The sequence below is a fragment of the Amycolatopsis xylanica genome (assembly GCF_900107045.1).
Lineage (GTDB): Bacteria > Actinomycetota > Actinomycetes > Mycobacteriales > Pseudonocardiaceae > Amycolatopsis > Amycolatopsis xylanica.
Genome location: NZ_FNON01000003.1, coordinates 968,743 through 989,697, shown reverse-complemented (window position 1 = coordinate 989,697; position 20,955 = coordinate 968,743). Strand labels below are relative to the sequence as shown.

Below are 20,955 nucleotides of genomic sequence, written 5' to 3'. Positions count from 1 at the left end.
CGCCGCTGCAAGGTCCGTGCAAGGTGCCCCGGCGAGGCTGGCGTCAGGCGAGTGAAAGGGGGAGACACCCATGCGGTTCTCGAGGTGGGCCGTCGTCGTGGCGCTGCTGCTGACGATGACTCCGGCGGCGTCGGCCGCTGAGGACAAGTGGGTGTCGCTCGCCGACCGGACGTACACCGAGTCGGTCGCGGCGGTGGCCGCGGCCGACTCGTCGGGGGTGTACGTCCGGGTTCAGTTCGTGGCGCCGCTCGCGTGGTACGCGGGGACGCGTTTCGGGTGGAGGGATGAGCGGACGCAGGGGTGGCTGCGGCGGCTCTACGCGCTGCGGACGCCGACGGGTGGCTATGGGCTCGGCGCGCCGTTCGACGCGTTCGGCGACAAGACCGTCAATCCGGCGGACACCGCGTACTCGATCACCGTGGCCTGGCATGTCGGGCGGACGCTGATCGCCGGGTACGACGGGGGCGGCGTGCCTGCCTCGGCGGTGCGGGAGGCCGCGAGCATGCTCAACACCGTCGGGGCGTCCGCGGGGGAGCGGTGCCCGGCGTACTCGGAGCACGTCAATGACCTCGGCAAGCCGTGCGTGTGGAACGTGTCCGCGGCCGCGGCCTGGTTCCTCGGGCAGGCGCTCCGGCGCGGGCTGGTCCCCGAATGGGAACGGCGCGAGGCGGGGGCGAAGGTCCGGACCTGGCTGGCCGATGTGGTCGCGAACTATCGGGACGACTTGGGCGGCTGGACGTATCAGGCGAATTCCTCGCCGCTGCAGGACGCTTGGCACAACGCGCCCACGGTCGCCGCCGTGCTCGGCACCCCGCTCGGGCCGCGAGCGCTCGCCGGGCAGTTCCGGAACTTCCCTGCCAGCGGGGCCAACGCGGACCTGATCCCGTACGACTGCGCGAAGGCCGAGCCGAACTACCCCATGATTTTCGCCAGCGCGACGAAACCGGTGACCGCGCCGGTCGATGTCCTGCAGAGCCGGGCCGGGTACGCGCCGGCTCTGCAGGAGATCGCGCGGGCCTGCTATGGGCCCAGGTAGCGGTCGCGTTCGGCGGTGGTGAGCTCGCGGGTCGTCCGCGACTTGGCCAGCTCCGCGAGTTCGCCGAGCCGGTCGGCGGGCAGGCAGAACGTGCAGCGCCAGACGTCCACCGTGCTGTTCGTGTCGCCGCGGCCGACCGCGAGCAGGTTGCCCGGACCGAACGCGACGCTCTGCACGGTCGTGTTGTAGTCGTCGAACACCACGGGGTCACGCCAGCGCGCCCAGTTCCAGACGCGCAGCTTCTTGTCGTTGCCGACGCTGGCCAGGTATGAGCCGTCCTGGCTGAACGTCACGCCGAACACGAGCCCGTAGTGCCCGGCGAGCGTGGCCAGCGGCTCGCCGCCCGAGCTGGACCAGACCCGCACCGCGCCGTCGTTGCCCGCGCCCGCGACGCGCGTCCCGTCGGGGCTGACCGCGACCGTGCGCATGCCGTCGGCGCCGCGCAGCAGCACCGGCTCGGCCGAGCCCTCGGTCCACACCTGCACGGTCCCGTCGTCCGCGGCGGCGGCGATCCTGCCGTCCGGGGTGAACGCGAGGTCGTGCACCGCGGCCGTGCCGCCGCGCAGCACCCGCGGCGGTTCGGTGGTGCCGAGCCGCCATTTCCGGATCGCGCCGTCCTCGCTCGCCATCGCGACGAACTTCCCGTCCGGGCTGAACGCCACGCCCCAGGCGATCCCGATCCCGGTGTGGACGGCGATCGCGTCGCCACCGCCCGACGGCCACACCCGCACGGTCCCGTCGTCGCCCGCGCCCGCCACCAGCCTGCCGTCGCCGCTGAACGCGACCGCCTCGACCGGGCCCTGGTGCCCGCGCAGCACCACCGGTTTCCCGGTGCCGTCCGCCGCGGCCACCACGACCGTGCCGTCGGTCCCGCTGCTGGCGACGCGGGCGCCGTCGGTGCTGAACGCCGTGTCGAGCACGGTCTGGGTGTGACCTTCGAGCACCCGGTGCTCCGGCCGGGCGGCGGGTTCCCACAGCCGGATCGTGCCGTCGCCGGCGGCGGTCGCGACCTGCCGGTCGTCCTGGCCGAAGGCGACGGCGCGCAGCGGGCCGCCTTGCCCGCGCAACGCGATGAAGTCCCGTCGCGAGGTCAGCAGCCAGAGATGGCCGGTGCGATCGCGGCCGCCGGAGAGCAGGGCCTTGCCGTCGTGGCTGAACGCCAGCGCCTGGATCCGGTCCCGGTGCGGGTACAGCACCAGTGGCGGCTGACCGGGCCGCCACACCTCTTCCTTGCCGTCGGCCCGGCCACCGGCCACCGCGAGGCCGTCCGGGCCGAACGCCAGGCTGGTCACCTCGACGTCCGGTCCGCGCAGTTCGGTGGCCGTGTCCGTGGCCAGATCCCACAGCCGGACCCGTTTGTCCTTGCCGGTCACGGCGACCTTCCCGGCGTCCGGGCTGAACGCCGCGACCGTGCTTTCGTGCGGTGCGACCACACGCAGAGCGGGTGGCGTGGCCCCGTCCGCGGCGAACGTCGCCACCGTGCCGTAGTCGTTGATCGCCAGCACCCGCCCGTCGGCGGCGAAAGCCAGCGCCAGGATGTCCGTCGGGATCCGGCCGAGCCGGACCGGTTCGCCCGCGCCTGACGCCGTCAGCATTTCGACCTCGCCGCGCGCGTGCGCGACCGCGATCCGCTCGCCGTCCGCGCTCTGTGCCAGCGCGACCACTCCTGCGCCAGGCCCGGTCAGCACGGATCGCTCGGACAGCATGGTGGGCGGGCCGCCGCCTACCGGCCAGAGCCGGACGGTCCCGTCTTCGCCGCCACTGATCAGATGCTTGCCGTCCCGGCTGAACCGCACCTGGGTCACCGGGCCGACGTGCCCGGTGAACGTGGCGCGGACCCGGGAACTGACCAACGCCTGTGCCAGCGCGGACTCGGCTTGGGCGTCCTGGTCGATCGCGTAGGCGTTCCTCGCCAGCAGCAGCGCCAGCTCGGGGTCGAGCGCCAGCTGGCCGCGAGCGTCGGCGACCAGCCTGCCCGCGAGCGCGCGATCCCGCTCCCGGTCCGCCTGTCCCGCTTGCACGACGGCGACGACGGTGAGCACGAGCAGCGTGACCAGCGCGGCGCTCATCCCGGCCAGTGTCAGCCGGAGCCGCTTGCGCCTGGCCTGGCGCAGACGCTCGGTCTTGCGGACGCCCGCGTCGAGGAACTCGCGTTCGAGTTCGGTCAGCCGATTCTTGTCACGGTCGCGCCAGGCGGCCAGCTGGGACGCGGCGTAGAGCAGGTCCTCGTCCCGGCCGTGCCGCTCCCATTCCCGCGCGCTGCCGGTCAGCCGGTGGCGGGCCCGCAGGTACTCGCGGTCCTCGTCGAGCCAGCCGCGCAGCTTCGGCCAGCCGCGGATGAGGCATTCGTGCGCGACGGTCACGGTGTCCTCGTCGACGGTGACCAGCCGGGCCTCGGCCAGCTTGCCGAGTATCGCGTTGATCTCCGGGGCGTCCGGGGTGTCGAGCAGTTCGTCGAGGCGCGGCCGCCGCCTGGTGTCGGCCGACTCCTCACCCGGCGCGGTGAGCCGCAGGAACACCTCGCGGGCGAGGCGGGCCTGATGGGTGTCCAAGCCGCCGAACACCTCGTCGGCCGTCTGCGCCACGGCGCCGCGGACACCGCCTGCCGCGTGGTACGACTCGGCGGTGAGCCGGTCGCCCGTGCGGCGGAGCCAGGTTTCCCGCAATGCGTGGGAAAGCATCGGCAGCGCGGCCGGTTCGCCGAGCACGTCGGCGAGCGCGGCGTCGACCAGCGCGGGTTCCACGCTCAGCCCCGCGAGTTCGGCGGGCCCGGTGATGACCGTGCGCAGCTCGGGCTCGGCCATCGGACCGACCAGCAGCTGCCGGTCACGCAGCAGGGCGACGAGCGCGGGGAAGTCCGCGCACGCCGGGTAGAAGTCGGCGCGGATCCCGATGACGACCCTGGCGGGTACCGACGGGTGATCGGCGAGCGAGACGAGCGCTTCGACGAACTGGGCGCGTTCGCGGACGTCCTGGCACAGGGTGAAGATCTCTTCGAACTGGTCGACCAGCAGCAGGATCGGCGTCTCCCGTGGTTCGCCGTCGCTGTAGCGGAGCAGGTCGGCGAGGCAAGCCGGGTCGACGGCCAGCTCACCGCGGATCGACTCGGGCACGGCGCCCGTGGTCACCAACGCGGTGGAGAGCGCGGCGAGCGGGTGCTCGCCGGGGGTGAGCAGCACGGTGTCCGCGTCACGGAACGCGGGCAGCAGCCCGGCACGCAGCACCGAGGATTTGCCGCTGCCGGACGGTCCGAATACGGCCAGGAAACGGTGACCGTCCAGCCGGGCGACCATTTCGTCGACCAGTGCCCGCCTGCCGAAGAATCGGGCGGCGTCGTTCTCCTGAAAGGTTTCGAGACCGAGATAAGGCGCTGAGACGTCCGCGCTGGGCAATGGGCGTCGCGCGGGTTTCGCTTTCGGCGCGGCTTTGATGCCGGGTGCCGCGGGCGGCTCGGTATAAGCGCCGACCGGCTCGCCGCGGAGCACCCGCAAATGTATTTCGCCGAGCGCCGGACCGGGTTCGACACCGAGCTCCTCGGCCAGCCGCTCACGCAGCGCCGCGAAATGGCCGAGCGCTTCCGCCTGTCTTCCCTGCGCGTACAGGGAGATCATCAGCTGACCGGCGAGCGGCTCCGCCAGCGGCTGATCGAGCAGTTCGCGTTCGAGCCGGTCGCCAGCCGCGGCATGCTCGCCCAGCTCGAACAGGGCGCCCGCCCATTCGGCGCAGACCCGCACACGCCGCCGCCCCAGCTGATGCCTGACCTCGTCGGCCCAGCGGCCGGTCAGGTTCTGCAGTGGTTCGCCGTGCCAGAGGTCGAGCGCCGTCGCGAGCGCGTCCGCCCGCGCGGCCGCGTCGTCGAGCTGGAAAGCCTTGCGGGACAAGGCTTCGAAGCGATGCACGTCGACGAGTTCGCGCGGCACGTCCAGCAGGTAGCCGCCGGGTTCCTGCGTGATCGTGCACTCGCTGCCCGCCTCCCGCAGCACCCGCCTGGCCCGGCTGACGTAGCTGTAGAGCGCGGTGCGGACCTGGGTCGGCGGATCCTCGCCCCACACCTTGTCGATCAGCGACTCGATCGGGTGGGTCCGGCCGGCGCCGAACAAGAGCACGGCCAGCACGCAGCGCTGCTTGCCGGTGCCCAGCTCCACCCGCCGGTCGCCGATCCTGAGTTCGACCGGCCCCAGCAAACGGAAATCCATCGAGCGTCCTCCCCGTCACACACGGTAGTACTCCGGCGAGTGGGACGACAAGGTTCAATTGCGCCGTTCGGCGGATTGCGCTGGTCTGCCGATGTTCACGTATGTGGATCCGCGTTCACATATATGTGCAGGTCAAACCGGGTTTCGGGAATTCTTGCCGTAGGGGTGTGCGTTCACTCATGATCTAGGCATGACGGAGCCGAGGGAAGTTGTAATCACAGGCGGGGGCACCGGAATCGGGTACGCCGCCGCCGCGTTGTTCGCGAAGGCGGGCGACAATGTCACGATCACCGGACGCCGGGAAAAGGTGCTGTCGGAAGCGGCGACGTTATTGGGTGCCCGTTATGTCGTTTTCGACGCGGCCGACCCCGCCGCGGTGCAGGCCGCGCTCGCCGAGCTGCCGCAGCGCGTGGACGTGCTCGTGAACAACGCGGGCGGGAACACCGACCGCCAGCGTGAAGCGCCCGCGGAAGGCGACCTCGCCGGGCTGGCCGACGCCTGGCACGCGAACCTCGACGCGAACGTGCTGACCGCCGTGCTCGTCACGGCGGGCCTGAAGCCGCGGTTCGCCGACAACGCGCGGATCGTCACGGTCGGCTCGATCGCCGCCAAGCAGGGCTCCGGCTCGTACGGGGCGGCGAAGTCGGCGGTCGAGGCGTGGAACATCGACCTCGCGCGCCAGCTGGCCGGGCGGGGCATCAGCGCGAACGTGATCGCGCCCGGCGTCACCACGGACACCGAGTTCTTCCACGGCACGCTGACCGACGAATGGCTCAAGCCACGCGTCGCGCTCGCGCTGAACAAGCGCGCCGGCCGCCCGGAGGAGGTCGCGGACGCGATCTTCTACCTGGCCTCGCCCGGGGTCGCGCACATCACCGGCCAGGTGATCCACATCAACGGCGGCGCCTACTCAGGCCGCTGACCTGGGGAAAAAATCCCAATGTGGCTTTCGGCAGCTTCGAGCTGACGAAAGCCACATTGGCTGGCCGAAAACTGACCAATGCCGCATTGGGATTTTTTTACGGGGCCGGGGTGACTTTCAGGAGCTTGTCGTCGGTGCCGTCCGAGGTGGTGACGTAGAGGGCGCCGTCGGGGCCGGAGCGGACCGCGCGCAGGCGGCCGAACTTGTCGTCGAACTCCGGGGGCAGGGTGACGTCCACCAGCACGCCGGACGGATCGAGGCCGAGCAGGAGCATCTTCTGGCCCTTCAGCGCGACCACGGCCAGCTTGCCTTCCATGGCGCCCCACTGCTTTCCGTGGAGGAAGTCCGCCGCGCAGATGGCTTCGGTGATCTTGCCGGTCGACCAGACCGCGGGGATCGCGTCGGGGAACCGCGAGGTGTCGGTCATCGGCACGCTCTCGTCGTAGTCCGCGGTCGTCCCGCCCTTCGACGGGTCCCAGCCGTAGTTCGCGCCCGGCTTGATCAGGTTGACCTCGTCGTCGAACGCCGGGCCGTGCTCGGCGGTGAACACCTGCCCGCCGTCCCGCACGGCGACACCCTGCACGTTGCGATGGCCGTACGACAGGATGCGCGGGTCGGTGTCGGCCGAACCGAGGAAAGGGTTACCTGGCAAGGGATTCCCGGTCTTCAGGTCGATACGCAGCACCTTGCCGCCGAGGCTGTGCCGGTCCTGCGCGATCGACGGCCGCGCGGTGTCGCCGGTGCCGACCAGCAGCGCGCCGTCGGGCGCGAGGGTCGGACGGCACCCCGAATGCCGCCCGCTCGGGTTGACCGGCAGCCCGGTCAGCAGGTCACGCACACGCGTCGCGCGGGCGCCGTCGAGCTTCCAGGTCACCAGCCGCACGTCGTCGGGGTCCCGGTGGGTCTGGCAGGTGGTGAACTCGCCGGTCGCCGCGAAGTCCGGATGCACGACCAGGCCCATCAGCCCGCCCTCGCCCGCCACGAGCACATCGCCGAAGTCGGCGTCCACTGTGGACACTTTGCCCGCGTCGATCAGCGCGAGCCTGCCGGGCCGCTGCGGCACGAGCAGCCTGCCGTCCGGGAGGAACCCGACATCCCAGCCATGCTCGAGCCCACTGGCGAGCTGCTCGACTTTGAACTTGCCCGTCGGGGGTGGTGCGGTGGTCTCTGCGGTAGAACAGGCTGTGACCAGGCAGAGCAGCACCGCTGCCAGTACGCGCATACCCGCCAGTGTCCTACGTCAGCACTTCGCCGACTCGCTCGGCCGCTTTGAACCGCCGCACGTACCTGGCGGTGATGGCGAGCAGCAGCGCGATCGTGCCGATCATCAGCACCGGCGACACCGCGACCATGGTGTCGATCGGCAGCTTGAAGCACAGCACCACCCGCACCACCGCTTCGACGATCAGGCCGACGCCCCAGACCGAGCTGAGCGCCTTGAACCGCCGCCTGGCTGCCGGGTTGTCGTGGTAGAGCTGCTCGAACTCACGCGTCTTCACGGGGTCGTCCGCCCTGAATCGGCGGGCGGCCAGGTAGAGCAGCGGTTTGCCGACGACGCAGCTGACCAGGAACGCGCTGCCCAGTATGGCGGTGCCGAACGACTCCTTGACCAGCATGAACCGGGGGTCACCGCTGAGCAGCGACAACACCAGGCCGATGCCGAACACCCCCAGCATCACCGCGGAGAAGATCTCCAGCCGCTTGAGCCGGACCGCCTCGAAGACCACCATCCCGCCCGCCACCAGCGAAGCCGAAAGTAGCGCCAGCCGGTCGTCCACGCCGGCCGCGTGCAGCACGTAGTAAGCCGCCGTCGGCGGCACCACGTCGCGCAGGATGGACGGCAGCATCGCCATGACCTTGTTCCGCATTTCTTTTTCCCCCTTGCGTTTTCCGATGCTCAAAACGCTACGGAGGAAACGGGACGCGCTCAGGGAAGGAATGTCACCGGTCCCGGATTACATTTGTCACGGTGCGCCGAGAGCGGCCGCCGTCGCGTCGTCGGCGGGCAGGAATGTCTCCAGCTTCAGTTCCGAGACGGTCACGTCGACGGCCGTCGCGAAGGTGGTGATCGCCGTCAGCAGCCGCAGTTCGCCGAGGCTCGACGACAGTCGCACCGGCACCGCGAACCCGAGATGGCCGTCCTCTGGCAAACTCGGCGCGGGCACATAGCCTTCGAGTTCGGCGAGCAGCTCGGACAGCCGGTCGTCCGGGGTGCGCGCGATCTCCTGGGTGAGCCGTTCGAGGATGTGCCGCGCCCAGTCGCCGAGATTGTGGATCCGCGGCGCCATCCCGCGCGGATGCAGCGCCAGCCGCAGCACATTGCAGGGCGCGCGCAGCAGATCCGCGTCGACGCCCTCGGTGAGCACGGTGAACCGGTCGTTGTGCGCGACGAGCGTGCCGTACTTGTCGACCACGATCGCCGGATACGGCCGGTGCCCGTCGAGCAGCCGCTGCATTCCGTCGAGTATCGGGCGCAGGCGCGGATCGTCGAGCGTGGTCTCGGGGTACGACGGCGCGTAGCCCGCCGCGAGCAGCAGGCCGTTGCGCTCGCGCAGCGGCAGCTCGAGCGACTCGGCGACACGCACGACCATGCCGCGGCCGGGCACCGAGCGGCCACGTTCCATGAAACTCACATGCCGCTGGGTGGTGCCCGCGCGCAGCGCCAGTTCCAGCTGGCTGAGCCGCCTGCGCGTGCGCCAATCGCGCAACGCGATCGCGAAAGTCTCCATCGCGTCATACCTTCCAGGGAATTGAGCGTGCCCGTGCAGCCAAGCACGATTTCGCACCATGAACACGAAATTCGGCCTGGTTCTTCCCACCTATCAGTCGTTCACCGGCAGCCCGCGCCAGATCGTCGGACTCGGCGTCGAGGCCGAACGCCTCGGCCTCGACTCGCTGTGGGTCGGCGACACGCTCGCGAAGGCGCCGATCGACGCACTCACCCTGCTCGGCACGCTCGCCGGCGTCACCGAGCGGGTGACCCTCGGCACCGCGGCCATGCTCGCCGCGCTGCGTGACCCGGTGCTCACGGCGAACGCGATCACCTCGCTCGACCTGCTTTCGGGCGGCCGGGTGACGCTCGCGGTCGGCGGCGGATTCCCTGGCCGCAGCGAGCCGGAATTCGAGTTCGCCGGCGTTCCTTGGCAGGCACGCAACGCCAGGCTCGACGACATCGTCGCGTTGTGGAAGGCGATCTGGCGCGGCGCGCGCTCGTTCCACGGCAAGGTCCTGCACTACGACACGCTGCCCGAATTCATGGCGCCGCAGCAGGACGGCGGCCCGCCGATCTGGCTGGCGGCCGGCTTCACGCCGCCGGTGCTGCGGCGGGTCGGCCGGCTTTACGACGGCTGGCTGCCGTATCCGCCGGACGTGGCCGACTACGCGCGCGGGCTGGCCGTCGTGCGTGAGGACCGGCCGGTGACGGGTGCGCTGTTCGCGACGGTGTACGTCGAGGAGGACCCCGTGCTCGCGCGGCACGCGCTGGAGGACTTCGCCGCGCGGAACTACGGCGTGCCGCTGGAGTTCGTTCAGGGGTTGCAGGTGCTGATCACCGGTAGCCGTGAGCAGGTCGCCGCGCGGTTGCGCGAGTTCGCGGACGCGGGCGCGACGCACATCCCGATCCGGATCGCGAGCGTCGATCCGGACGTCCAGGCCGCACAGCTTCCGCTGGTCGTAGAGGCTCTTCCGCGAAGTGTCGTACCAGCGCCGTAGTCTGGTCCGGTGACAAACGCTCCATTGTCCGGACTTCTTTCCGCCATCCTTCCCGACCCCGCGCTGCGCGGAGTGCTCGAGCGGGCGGGTGCGCCGCTGCTCGAACTGCAGGGCTCGGTCGCCACCCGCCAGCTCGTCGCGGCCGCGCTCGCCGCCGAGGGCAAGCCGGTGCTCGTGGTCACCGCGACCGGCCGCGAGGCCGACGAGCTCACGGCCGCGCTCTCGGCGTTCCTCGGCGCGGACGCGGTCGCCGACTTCCCGTCGTGGGAGACGCTGCCGCACGAGCGGCTGTCCCCGCGCGCGGACACGGTCGGCCGCAGACTCGAGGTGCTGCACCGGCTGCACCAGGGCTCCGACGGCCTCAAGGTGGTCGTCTCGACCGTCCGCAGCCTGATCCAGCCGATGGCGCCCGGCCTGGGCTCGCTCGCGCCGATCGACCTGGTCGTCGGCGAGGAGCAGAGCTTCGAGGGTCTGCTGGAGCGGCTGGTCGAGCTGGCCTACACCCGCGTCGACATGGTGGAGAAGCGCGGCGAGTTCGCGGTGCGCGGCGGCATACTCGACCTGTTCGGGCCGACCGCGCAGCACCCGGTCCGCGTCGAGTTCTGGGGCGACGAGGTCAGCGAGATCCGCGCGTTCGCGGTCTCCGACCAGCGCTCGCTGCCCGGCGAGATCGCCCGGGTCACCGCGCCGCCGTGCCGGGAGCTGCTGCTCACCCCGTCGGTCAAGAAGACGGCGGCGGTGCTGGCCGAGACGTACGCGGCCGACGCGCAGCTCGCCGAGATGCTGAACAAGCTCGCCGAGGGAATCCCTTGCGAGGGCATGGAAGCGCTCATCCCGGTGCTCTGCGAAGGCGAGCTGGAGCTGCTCACCGACGCGATGCCCGCCGGGACGCACGTCCTGCTCGCGGATCCGGAGAAGATCCGCGCGCGGGCGCACGACCTGGTGCGCACCGGGCAGGAGTTCCTCGAGGCGTCGTGGACCACGGCCGCGAGCGGCGGCCAGGCGCCGATCGACCTCGGCGCCTCGGCGTACCGGGATCTCGCCGAGGTCGCGGCGCACGCCCAGGAGACCAAACGGCCGTGGTGGTCGCTGTCGCAGCTGACCCACGAGGACGTCTACCAGGTCTCCATCGAGGCCGCGCCCGGGTACCGGGGCGAGCTCGAGCGGGCGATGACCGACATCCGCGCGCACGTCGCGGCCGGCGGGACCTGTGTGGTCGTGGTCGCCGGGCACGGCACCGCGACCCGCGCGGTCGAGCAGTTCGCCGCGGCCGAGGTGCCCGCCGCGCTGGTGGACGGGCTCACCGCCGCGCCGGCGCCGGGCGTGGTGACGGTGACCTGCGGCGCGCTGTCGGACGGCTTCGTCTCGCCCGAGCTGGCGCTGGTCGTGCTCAGCGAGTCGGACCTGACCGGGCGCGGCGCGTCGGCCGGAGCGTCCACAAGGGACTTGAACGCCAAGATGCCGTCGCGGCGCCGCAACGCGGTCGACCCGCTGGCGCTCAAGGCGGGTGACTACGTGGTGCACGACCAGCACGGCATCGGCCGGTTCGTGGAGATGGTCCAGCGCACGGTCGCCGGCGCGACGCGCGAGTACCTGCTGCTGGAGTACGCGTCGTCGAAGCGCGGGCACCCCGGCGACCGGCTGTTCGTCCCGACCGACCAGCTCGACGAGGTCTCCCGCTATGTCGGCGGCGAGCTGCCGACGCTGAACAAGCTCGGCGGCTCCGACTGGAAGAACACCAAGGCCAAGGCGAAGAAGGCGGTCAAGGAGATCGCCGCCGAGCTGGTGCAGCTGTACGCGGCGCGCCAGGCGGCCCCCGGGCACCCGTTCGCGCCGGACACGCCGTGGCAGAACGAGCTGGAGGACGCGTTCCCGTTCCAGGAGACGAACGACCAGCTGGCCGCTATCGACGAGGTCAAGGCCGACATGGAGCGCGGCGTCCCGATGGACCGCGTCATCTGCGGCGACGTCGGCTACGGCAAGACCGAGATCGCGGTGCGCGCGGCGTTCAAGGCGGTGCAGGACGGCAAGCAGGTCGTCGTGCTGGTGCCGACCACGCTGCTCGCGCAGCAGCACCTGAGCACGTTCGCCGAGCGGATGCAGGCGTTCCCGGTGACCATCAAGGGCCTGTCCCGGTTCACCGACAAGTCCGAAGTGGACGCCACACTGCAGGGCCTGGCCGACGGCGACGTGGACATCGTCATCGGCACGCATCGCCTGCTGCAGACCGGAATCCGCTACAAGGACCTCGGGCTGGTGATCGTCGACGAGGAGCAGCGCTTCGGCGTCGAGCACAAGGAGCACATCAAGGCGCTGCGCACGCACGTCGACGTGCTGACCATGTCGGCCACCCCGATCCCGCGCACGCTGGAGATGTCGCTGGCCGGCATCCGCGAGATGTCGACCATCCTCACCCCGCCGGAGGACAGGCACCCGATCCTGACCTACGTCGGCGCGTACGACGACAAGCAGGTCGGCGCGGCCATCCGCCGCGAGCTGCTGCGCGACGGCCAGGTCTTCTACGTGCACAACCGGGTTTCCTCGATCGAGAAGGCCGCGAAGCGCATTCGCGAGCTCGTGCCGGAGGCGCGCGTGGTCACCGCGCACGGCCAGATGAACGAGGAGAAGCTCGAGAAGATCATCCAGGGCTTCTGGGAGAACGAGTACGACGTCCTCGTCTGCACGACGATCATCGAGACCGGCCTGGACATCTCGAACGCCAACACCCTGCTGGTCGAGCGCGGTGACATGCTCGGGCTCGCCCAGCTGCACCAGCTCCGCGGCCGGGTCGGCCGTGGCCGCGAGCGCGGGTACGCGTACTTCCTGTACCCGCCGGAGGCCCCGCTGACCGAGACCGCGCACGACAGGCTCGCCACGATCGCCCAGAACACCGAGCTGGGCGCGGGCATGGCCGTCGCGATGAAGGACCTCGAGATCCGCGGCGCGGGCAACATCCTGGGCGCCGAGCAGTCCGGGCACATCGCGGGCGTCGGCTTCGACCTCTACATCCGCCTGGTCGGCGAGGCCGTCGACGTCTTCCGCCGCCACGCGGGCGCCGAGCCCACCGAAGAGGAGGAGCTCGCGGAAGTCCGCGTCGACCTCCCGATCGACGCCCACATCCCACACGACTACGTCCCCGGCGAGCGCCTCCGGCTGGAGGCCTACCGCAAGATCGCGGCCGCGCCCGACGCCGACGGCCTCGACGCGGTCCGTGAGGAACTGGTCGACCGCTACGGCCAGCCCCCGGCGCCGGTCAACCGCCTCCTCGCGGTCGCGGCGTTCCGGCACACCTGCCGCGCGGCGGGGGTCACCGAGGTCGCGGTCCAGGGCAACACCATCCGCTTCGCCCCGCTGCCCCTGATGGACTCCCAGCTGGTCCGTCTCAAGCGGCTCTACCCGAAGGCGCTCTACAAGGCGATCACGAAGACGGTCTCGGTGCCCAAGCCGACCGAGGGCCCGGCGGGCGGCCGCATGGGCGCGCCAGCACTGCGCGACGAAGAGCTGTTGTCCTGGTGCGCCAAGCTGCTGACCCAGCTCACCAAGTCACCGGCCCCCGTCTCCTAGACCAGGGGTCGTGAGTGTTCCGGCCGGTTCTAACCGGCCGGAACACTCACGACCTAGAAGGTGCGGGTGGCCCAGGCCTGCCAGGCTTCGGCGTGCGGTTCGCCGAAAGCGTGGTGCCCGAGCCCGATCGACGCGCCGCCGCCGTGGAAGCGGTACAGGCCCTCGGTGCCGCGAATGCCCAGCAGCTCACGGAAACCGGGGACCGCGAAGTCGATCACGCCGTCGATGGGCGGCAGGCCGTCGAGCGTCAGGTGGACCGGATCGCCTTGGGCGTAGGGCTCTTCGAGGCCGAGGCCCGCGAGAAGCTTGTCCCAGGCGTCGGTGGTTTCCGGTGTCTGGAGGAAGACGTACGTGCCCGGCTTGCCGGGGAAGTACTTCACGTACTGGCCCAGGGTGTGCAGGTACATGTCCCAGCCGTGACTCGTCTGCGACTCGTACTCGGAGCCCCACTCGTCGCTCAGGAAACCGTTGTGCACGAAGCGAAGTACCGTGCTGCCACCCTCACGGCCCTCAACGAGGTACTCCATCGCGTGGAACGTGCCGTCGGGGCCGGGCTCGGTCTTGTAGGCGAAGCGCTTCGGCGGGTCCCAGGCCGTGATCGTGGACTCCTCGTGGAAGCCGCCGAGGTCGATCGACATCTTGCCGCCGATGCCCGGCTCGACCGTGTGCGGTCCCATGAACCACGAGTCGATGCCAGGGCCGGTGGCGATGGCCTCCCAGACGACTTCGGGGCTGGCTTCGAGTTCGACTTCCTTGCTCAGCTCGAATTCGCGGCCCATCTGCTCTACTCCTTGACGCTCGGGTGGATGGCGATGACGAGGTGGTGGTCGCGCCCGCCCGTGGCGCTCTCGTCGTGGTACTTGCCGACCAGCGCGGTGACCGCGGTGGTCAGTTCTTCGGTGAACGCCGCGCGGTCGGCGGCGGAGGCGAACCGGACGTCGCCGTCCAGCGCGAAGGTGGCGACGCGCTTGCCCGCCTTGGACGCGCCGGTGATGAGGTCGCCGACGTCGCGGACCAGGCGGGCCGCGACGGCCAGCAGCCAGCTCGCGGACAGCCGGTCCGGTGAGCGCGCGGGGTCCGGCTGGACCGCGGACAAGGCCGTCGGCGAGATCACGTACGCGCCGGCGGTGGCCTGGAGCAGCCGCTCGTTCATGTTGCCCTTGCGGCGCTCTTCGACGAGCTCGACCAGGCCGTGCTTCTCCAGCGTCTTGAGGTGGTAGTTCACCTTCTGGCGGGGCAGGCCGACCTTCGCGGCCAGCATGGTGGCCGAGCCGGGCTCGGCCAGTTCGGCCAGCAGCCGGGCTCGGATGGGATCCAGGGAGACCTCGGCAGCGGCCGGATCGTCGATCACCGCAACTTCGAACATGGGACCACCGTCGCACCGACAAGTTCGTTTGTCAAGGAGTGTGAAGTTGTCGGGTTTGGTGGGCCATTCGGCCGCAGCGGGTGCTGCTTTCGGTCCTCTGAACACCGAACCTGTTCGCCAAAGCGAAGGCCGGCTGCGGGAAATGACGCTCGGTATCGGTGAGCGGGCCCGAAGTGAACTAGTACAAATCGGGCGCAAGTTCGGTACAACGAACGTTTAAGACGTACGTCTTTACATTGGCCCGGAAATCCGCGAAATTGGTTTCAGTGCACCGAGGCAAGCAGAAAGTCCCTGACAGCAACTAACACTTCGAGTCAGCGGAACAAAGCAGGCCGGCGGTTCACGAAACCCCGCAGTACCCATTCATTCTCCGATACCCGTAGTTTTCGTGGAAGGAAATGCAATGATCTCGAACAACCGTCGTGTCGCCGGTGCCGTCCTCGGTCTCGTCTCCGCTGGCCTGCTGCTGGCCGGTGGCCAGGCCATCGCCGCACCCGCCTCCTCGGCTCCGGCCGCTCCCGCCTCCTCCGAGCAGCTCGTCGTCGCGCTGACCGGCACCGTCTCCGCGACCGTGAACGGCGGCTTCAAGCTGGCCCTCGCGGGTGGCGGGTCGATCGACGTCGAGGTCAACAGCCTGACCGAGGTCAAGGTCGCCATCAAGGCGGGCATCAAGGTCAAGGCCGTGGGCATCAAGGTCGACGGCAAGCTGGTCGCGGGCCTCGTCGTCTCCGCCTGATCCATCCTGCTCCGGCAAGGGTGTGGCACTGGGGCGCCGGGCTCCAGTGCCACACCTTTCGCTTACGGGGCAACGACATTCAGCGCGTCGGTGAGCTGGCGTCTGCCCTGGATCCCGAGCTTGCGATACGCACGCGTCAAGTACATCTCGACCGCTCGCGAGCTGACGAACAGCTCCTGCGCGATCTCCCGGTTGGTCAGTCCCTGCGCGGCGCGCGACGCCACGTGCTGCTCCTGCTCGGTCAGCGTCGTCGGGTCGGCGTGGCCCGCTCGCGACGACCGGCCACCCGCCGCGCGCAGCTCCGCGGCCGCGCGGCTCATCAGCGGGATCGCGCCTGCCGCCTTCGCCAGTTCGTGCGCGCGACGCAGCGACGCGCACGCCTCCGCGCGGCGTTCCCGGTCGCGCAGGCTCACACCCCATTCGATCAAAGAATGCGCGAGCTCCGTTTTCGCCTGTGAGCGCTGCAACGCGGCCACCGATTCCGAAAGTAATTCGGCTCCGCTCTCACCGCCGGTGACCAAACCGGCCGCCCGGAGCGCGATTCCCAATTCCGTCGGCTTTCCCCAGTCGCGAGCGATCTGCAATTGTTCCTGAGCGAACGCGATCGCGGAATCACGGTCACCGAGCCGCGCGTAGGCGAGCGCTGCCTCGCCCAGCCACGGCTGGGCGGCGTTGCGCGCGCCGCGGTTCTCCATCAGCCGCCCGCACTCGAGCTGGTCGTGCAGTGCGCCCTCGTCGTCGCCGAGTGCCGCACGCAGCCTGCCGCGCTGATAGAGCGCCGTGTCGTAGTGCGCGAATTCGGGCAGTTCGTCGTCGAGCCCGCGCTCGGCGAGCAGCTCGGCGGCGCGCCGCAGCTCACCCATCCCGATCAGCGCCGCGACCAGGCCGGACACCGCGACGATCACACTGCTGCCATGCTCGATGCCCAGGCTGTCGAGCTGCTTCAGCGAGGTGACGGCCGCGGTTTCGGCCTCGCGGAGGAGCCCGAGGCGTCCCGCGACATGGCATTGCAGGCCCAGGATGAGCGCGCTGGCCACCGGCAGGTCCCGGTCGGCGGTGGTCGCGATCGCGTCAGCGCAGAGCCGCCGCGCGAGTTCGAGCTCGTCGAGCGAGAGCAGCGTGACGACCGCGTACGCGAAGCTCCACTGGTCGACGATCTGCCGCCCGTTCCCCTCACCGGACTTGCGCGGGGTGACCGCGCCCGACGCGTGCAGCAGCCGCATCGCGGTGCCGGCGTGCCCGCCGGTCATGCTGGTGTGGAAGGCGCGGATGACGGTGAACAGCCGCTCGTTCTGCGCGGACGTCATCGGCGTCGTGAGCAGGCGCCGCATCCGGGCCTTGACGGCGGGCGCGACGTAGGACTCCTCCATGCCAAGGCAAAGGGCGGCGAGATCGAGACGTTGCGCCAGGTCCGGGTCGACGGCGGCGACCCGGATGATGGCGCTTTCGAGGGTGGCGACCGCCTCGCCGTGCATCTCGCGCTGGCCGAGCCCGTAGGCCAGCGCGAGCGCCATGCGGCCCTCGGCGGGCGCTTCCATGTTCTGGTCGGCGGCCTTGGTCAGGTAGCCGAGTGCGGCCTGCGGGTCGACATGGCATTGCGCCTCACCGAGCTGGACGAGGATCTCGCCGCGCACGTCCTCGGGCAGCGGCTCGCGCAGCAGCCGGTTGAGATAGCGGATCGCCTCGACGGGCGTGCCGTCGGCCATCGCGTGTTCGGCGGCTTCGCGCAGCGACGCCTGCGCCCACGGCTCGCCGATCGGTTCCGCTTCGAGCAGGTGGCGCGCGATGTGGCCGGCGGGAGCGAAACCCTCGCGCAGGAACTGGGCGGCGCGCGCGTGGATGCGGCTGCGCTCGACGGCCGTCATCCCGTTGACGACCGCGCCGCGGACGAGCGGATGCACGAGCGCGATCGGCTCGCCCGGCGTGCACAGCCCGAGCCCGACCGCCGTCTGCGCGGCTTTTCCGGCGCTCTCACGGGGAATCCCGGCGGCGGCCGTCGCGAGTTCGAGGCTCGCGGTGGTCAGCACGGCGACGGCGCGGAACAGTTCCGGCGCCTCGGGCCCGCCTTGACGCAGGCGCGAAAGCATCTCGCGGGAAATCTCGGCGGGCGCGTGGGTGAGCAGGTCGGCGGCCGTGCGCGCGGACGGCGGCAGGTTCGCGGCGCGCAGTTCACGCAGCAGCTCGCGCAGCAGATGCGGGTTCCCGGCGGTGGCCTCGTGGCAGGTGGCGGCGAACTCGTTCGCGACCGGGCCGCCGTACGCGGAGACGAGCATCCGAGCGCACGCTTGGAGATCGAGCCCGGTGAGACCGATGCGCGTGGCGCCGCCGATGACCTCGCGCAGCGGCCCGGGGTCGTGGTCGTCGTGCGCCGAGCCGCGTGTGACGACCACGGCGACCGGCAGTTCGTCGAAGCGCCTGCGGAGGTACGCGAGCCAGTTGAGCGAGGGCAGGTCGGCGTGCTCGACGTCGTCGACGGCGATCAGCACGGGCGAGGTTTCGGCCAGCCTGCGGACCGCGCGGTACAGGCCCTGCAGGATCCGCTGCTCGCTGAGCTCACCCTGATGCGGGCACGAGCCGACCTCGCCACAGCACAGGACGGTGTCGGGCGGCGGATTCATCGGATTCGCCGATGAAGGTTCGAAAAGCTGCGTGACAACGCCGAGCCCGAAACCGGTCTCGGTGGCCGAAGCACGCGAGCTCAGTATGAGAAATCCGAAATCTTTTGCGGTTCGGATGGTTTCCTGGAGAACCGATGTTTTACCGAGGCCGATGCTTCCCTCAATGCAACCAATTCCGGGTACCGACCTGACACTCTCGCTCAGAAGGTGCGTGACCAGGGCCAGCTCGGCACCCCGGTCAACCCCTATCTGCGTTTTCCCACCCGTAAGGTAGCGCGGATCACTTCTTTCCATCGATCTCACGCGTCTCGATTCCCTTCTGTTCTCGGGCGCGCTCGGGTGAGTTCACGCTGAGTGGGAATGGCATTGCAGAGCTCAATGTTATGGGGAAGTGATCCGCCCGGGGAAGCGTTTCCCGAAGTTTATTTGGTCAGAAACGAACCGGTGGCGGCTCGGCCTGCGCCAGGCCCATGGTCAGCTCTTCCTTCGGCTCCGGCAGCGCGCCCGCGCCGGAGGAAGGCCGGGGCCGTGGCCGGTGCGGCACCCGCGAGCCGGAGCCGCCGCCGCGGCCGGGATAGACGAAGAGCGCGTTCTCAGGATCCGGGACCGCGTCGAGCGGGGCCAGCACCGCGGGCAGGTGACGGAAGCGGTCGCGCTGCTCCTCGGAGCTGAACTCGATCTCCAGCACCACGCCTTGGCGGTGGTCGTGCCACATCCAGTGCCGCGCGCCGTTGGTCAGCGCCGCTTCGATGAGGTCGTCACCGTGGGCACGCTTCCAGGCTGACGCGGGGAAGGCGCCGTTCCCGACTTCGATGGACAGCCAGTGGTCCATGAGCCCCAGGCTACGCGTGTCAGGCGGCCCGATGTTGCGTTCCGGGGGAAGGGATATGAGAGGGTAAGGCCTGTGATACGGATCATGGGGCGCCCACGTGCGCTGGTCGCCGTCCTCGCCGGATGCCTGCTGCTCGCCGGATGTGGTTCCGGGCCGGGTCAGGTCGGCGCCGCGGCGATCATCAACGGGCGCACGATTTCGGTCGACGACGTGCAGCGGCTCATCGACAAGGCGGTCAAAGAGCAGCCTGCCGCGCAGCAGCTGGCGCAGCAGCACAAGCTCTCGCTGGTCGGCCGCGAAGTGGTCCGGCAGGAGGTGCTGCATGAGCTGACCACGCTGGTCGCGAAGCGGGAGAACGTCTCCGTGAGCGCCGCCGAGCTGGCCGCCGCCATGCAGAACGACCCGCTGGCCCAGCCGATGGCCTCGGCCGGCGAGACCGGCAACGTCGCGCCCGAGCTGGTCTCGCGGGTCCGCGACCGTGCGCAGGTGCTGACCGACCTGCTGTTGCAGGAGAAGATCGGCCAGAAGTCGTTCTCGACCCAGACCGTCACCATCGACGCGATGAGCATCGGCGGCGATGACGCCGCGGGCTCCGTCGACGCGAAGACGGCCCGTGACAAGGCCTTCGCGACGGCGAAGCGGTTCGCGTCCTCGCCGGAGGTCGCGGCGAACGAGATCAAGCAGGACAAGCAGCCGCAGCTGGGCCTCAAGCTGATCGCGTCCCAGTCGCAGCCGGGCGCGTACCCGGTGTTCGGCGCGCCCGTGAACTCCGTGCTGACCTTCCAGCTCAGCCCGCAGCAGCTGAGCTGGGTCGTGGTGGTCGTCCGTGCCCGCGCGATCGGTGCGCCCGCCCCGGTCGACCCGCAGCAGGCGCCGGGCCGCGACCAGGTCGCGCTGTACGGGCTGCGGCTGCTGCAGCCCGCGTTCGCCGAGCTCAACGCCAAGATCAGCCCGCGCTACGGCGTGTGGGACCCGATCGCGATGGGGCTCGCCGAGAACGAGGCCACCACCCAGGGCGCGGTCCTGCCGATCAGCGGAACCACGCCGAAGCCGTGACCGTCGTCCTCACGCGCGACGGCGTGCTCTCGGCCGAGGCACTGGCCGCCGTCCGCGCGGCGGACGCCGTCTACTCGACGGTCCCGGTGGACGGGCTGGAGCCCGCGCCGAACGTCGACAAGCTGCTGACCGGGTCGGTGGTGCTGCTGACCGCTTCCGTCACCGATCCATCAGCGGCGGCGATGATCGCGGCCGGTTCGCGTGTCATCGACGTGCCGAAGCCGCCGTTGGTCGAAGCGGTCGCCGTGATGGACCGGCTGCGTTCGCCCGGCGGCTGCCCGTGGGACGCGGTGCAGACGCACGAGTCGCTGCGGCAGTACCTCGTCGAGGAGACCTACGAGCTGCTCGACGCGATCGAAACCGGCGACCGCGCCGCCCTGCGCGAGGAGCTCGGCGACGTGCTGCTGCAGGTGCTGTTCCACGCGCGCGTCGCGGCCGAGGACCCGGCCGACCCGTTCGACGTCGACGACGTCGCCCGCGACCTGGTCGGCAAGCTGGTCGGCAGGCACCCGAACGTCTTCGCCGACGCGGATCGCGTGCACACGGCCGAGCACCAGGAACTCAAGTGGGAAGAGCTCAAGCAGGCCGAGAAACGCCGCCAGTCCATTGTGGACGGCGTGGCGCTCGGCCAGCCGGCGGTCGCGCTGGCAGGCAAGCTCGGCCAGCGCTCGGGCCGGGCGGGCGTCCCGCTCGACCTCTTCCCCGGTGGTACTTCGGCCGCTGAGCAGCTTTTCCGGGTGGCGGCCACAGCTCGCCGCGCCGGCGTCGACCCCGAGGGCGAGCTGCGCGCGGTGGCCAAGGCCTTCGTCGCGGACCTGCGCGCCGCCGAAGACGCGGCTCGTGCCGCCGGCGTCGAACCCAGTGCACTGGAAGCCGACGGGTGGCGCCGCTTCTGGCCGGCCCCGGGGTCGTGACTGG

General features: G+C 70.5%; 15 protein-coding genes. 7 read left to right on the top strand and 8 right to left on the bottom strand.

Features of this window, described 5'->3' with window-relative positions:
• Positions 1–70: 70 nt before the first annotated feature.
• Complete coding sequence (locus tag BLV57_RS18210; RefSeq protein WP_091290073.1) at positions 71–1,036, top strand: hypothetical protein; 966 nt, start codon at positions 71–73, stop codon at positions 1,034–1,036.
• On the opposite strand, the gene BLV57_RS18205 is transcribed toward BLV57_RS18210, so the two are convergent.
• Positions 1,021–5,232 (bottom strand): nSTAND1 domain-containing NTPase, encoded by a 4,212-nt coding sequence (locus BLV57_RS18205; RefSeq protein WP_091290072.1) that lies wholly within the window; start codon positions 5,230–5,232, stop codon positions 1,021–1,023. The genes BLV57_RS18210 and BLV57_RS18205 overlap by 16 nt on opposite strands.
• A gap of 190 nt (positions 5,233–5,422) precedes the next feature.
• On the opposite strand from BLV57_RS18205, the gene BLV57_RS18200 reads away from it, so the two are divergent.
• The gene (locus BLV57_RS18200) at positions 5,423–6,154 is read left to right on the top strand and encodes an SDR family NAD(P)-dependent oxidoreductase (protein ID WP_091290070.1); all 732 of its coding nucleotides are present in this window, start codon (positions 5,423–5,425) and stop codon (positions 6,152–6,154) included.
• Positions 6,155–6,251: 97 nt separating this feature from the next.
• On the opposite strand, the gene BLV57_RS18195 is transcribed toward BLV57_RS18200, so the two are convergent.
• The 3 genes from BLV57_RS18195 to BLV57_RS18185 all read right to left on the bottom strand — a co-directional run bounded on the left by BLV57_RS18195 (position 6,252) and on the right by BLV57_RS18185 (position 8,883).
• Complete coding sequence (locus BLV57_RS18195; RefSeq protein WP_091290068.1) at positions 6,252–7,376, bottom strand: PQQ-dependent sugar dehydrogenase; 1,125 nt, start codon at positions 7,374–7,376, stop codon at positions 6,252–6,254.
• Positions 7,377–7,389: 13 nt separating this feature from the next.
• Positions 7,390–8,022: a VC0807 family protein gene (locus BLV57_RS18190; protein ID WP_091290067.1), complete on the bottom strand. Its 633-nt coding sequence runs from the start codon at positions 8,020–8,022 to the stop codon at positions 7,390–7,392.
• A 96-nt stretch (positions 8,023–8,118) separates the two neighbouring features.
• Complete coding sequence (locus BLV57_RS18185) at positions 8,119–8,883, bottom strand: helix-turn-helix domain-containing protein (protein ID WP_091290065.1); 765 nt, start codon at positions 8,881–8,883, stop codon at positions 8,119–8,121.
• A 58-nt stretch (positions 8,884–8,941) separates the two neighbouring features.
• Here BLV57_RS18185 and BLV57_RS18180 point away from each other — a divergent pair, with 58 nt between their 5' ends.
• Together BLV57_RS18180 and mfd are read left to right on the top strand one after the other, a co-directional pair.
• On the top strand, positions 8,942–9,865 hold the full coding sequence (locus BLV57_RS18180) for an LLM class flavin-dependent oxidoreductase (RefSeq protein ID WP_091290063.1): 924 nt from the start codon (positions 8,942–8,944) through the stop codon (positions 9,863–9,865).
• 24 nt (positions 9,866–9,889) lie between these two features.
• Positions 9,890–13,429, top strand: a complete 3,540-nt coding sequence (gene mfd / locus BLV57_RS18175) for a transcription-repair coupling factor (RefSeq protein WP_091290061.1) — start codon at positions 9,890–9,892, stop codon at positions 13,427–13,429.
• Positions 13,430–13,482: 53 nt separating this feature from the next.
• Here mfd and BLV57_RS18170 read toward each other — a convergent pair whose 3' ends face one another.
• Both BLV57_RS18170 and BLV57_RS18165 read right to left on the bottom strand, forming a co-directional pair.
• Positions 13,483–14,208 (bottom strand): SRPBCC family protein, encoded by a 726-nt coding sequence (locus tag BLV57_RS18170; protein WP_091290059.1) that lies wholly within the window; start codon positions 14,206–14,208, stop codon positions 13,483–13,485.
• A gap of 5 nt (positions 14,209–14,213) precedes the next feature.
• Entirely contained in the window at positions 14,214–14,795 is a 582-nt protein-coding gene (locus BLV57_RS18165; protein WP_091290057.1) for an ArsR/SmtB family transcription factor, read from the bottom strand.
• A 403-nt stretch (positions 14,796–15,198) separates the two neighbouring features.
• Here BLV57_RS18165 and BLV57_RS18160 point away from each other — a divergent pair, with 403 nt between their 5' ends.
• Entirely contained in the window at positions 15,199–15,531 is a 333-nt protein-coding gene (locus tag BLV57_RS18160; RefSeq protein ID WP_091290054.1) for a hypothetical protein, read from the top strand.
• Positions 15,532–15,593: 62 nt separating this feature from the next.
• On the opposite strand, the gene BLV57_RS18155 is transcribed toward BLV57_RS18160, so the two are convergent.
• Together BLV57_RS18155 and BLV57_RS18150 are read right to left on the bottom strand one after the other, a co-directional pair.
• Complete coding sequence (locus BLV57_RS18155) at positions 15,594–18,443, bottom strand: LuxR C-terminal-related transcriptional regulator (protein ID WP_091290052.1); 2,850 nt, start codon at positions 18,441–18,443, stop codon at positions 15,594–15,596.
• 136 nt (positions 18,444–18,579) lie between these two features.
• Positions 18,580–18,981, bottom strand: a complete 402-nt coding sequence (locus BLV57_RS18150; protein WP_091290050.1) for a hypothetical protein — start codon at positions 18,979–18,981, stop codon at positions 18,580–18,582.
• Positions 18,982–19,065: 84 nt separating this feature from the next.
• Here BLV57_RS18150 and BLV57_RS18145 point away from each other — a divergent pair, with 84 nt between their 5' ends.
• Both BLV57_RS18145 and BLV57_RS18140 read left to right on the top strand, forming a co-directional pair.
• Complete coding sequence (locus tag BLV57_RS18145; protein ID WP_245757369.1) at positions 19,066–20,037, top strand: SurA N-terminal domain-containing protein; 972 nt, start codon at positions 19,066–19,068, stop codon at positions 20,035–20,037.
• Positions 20,034–20,951, top strand: a complete 918-nt coding sequence (locus BLV57_RS18140) for a nucleoside triphosphate pyrophosphohydrolase (RefSeq protein ID WP_176968670.1) — start codon at positions 20,034–20,036, stop codon at positions 20,949–20,951. The genes BLV57_RS18145 and BLV57_RS18140 overlap by 4 nt, the downstream gene beginning before the upstream one ends.
• Positions 20,952–20,955: the final 4 nt, after the last annotated feature.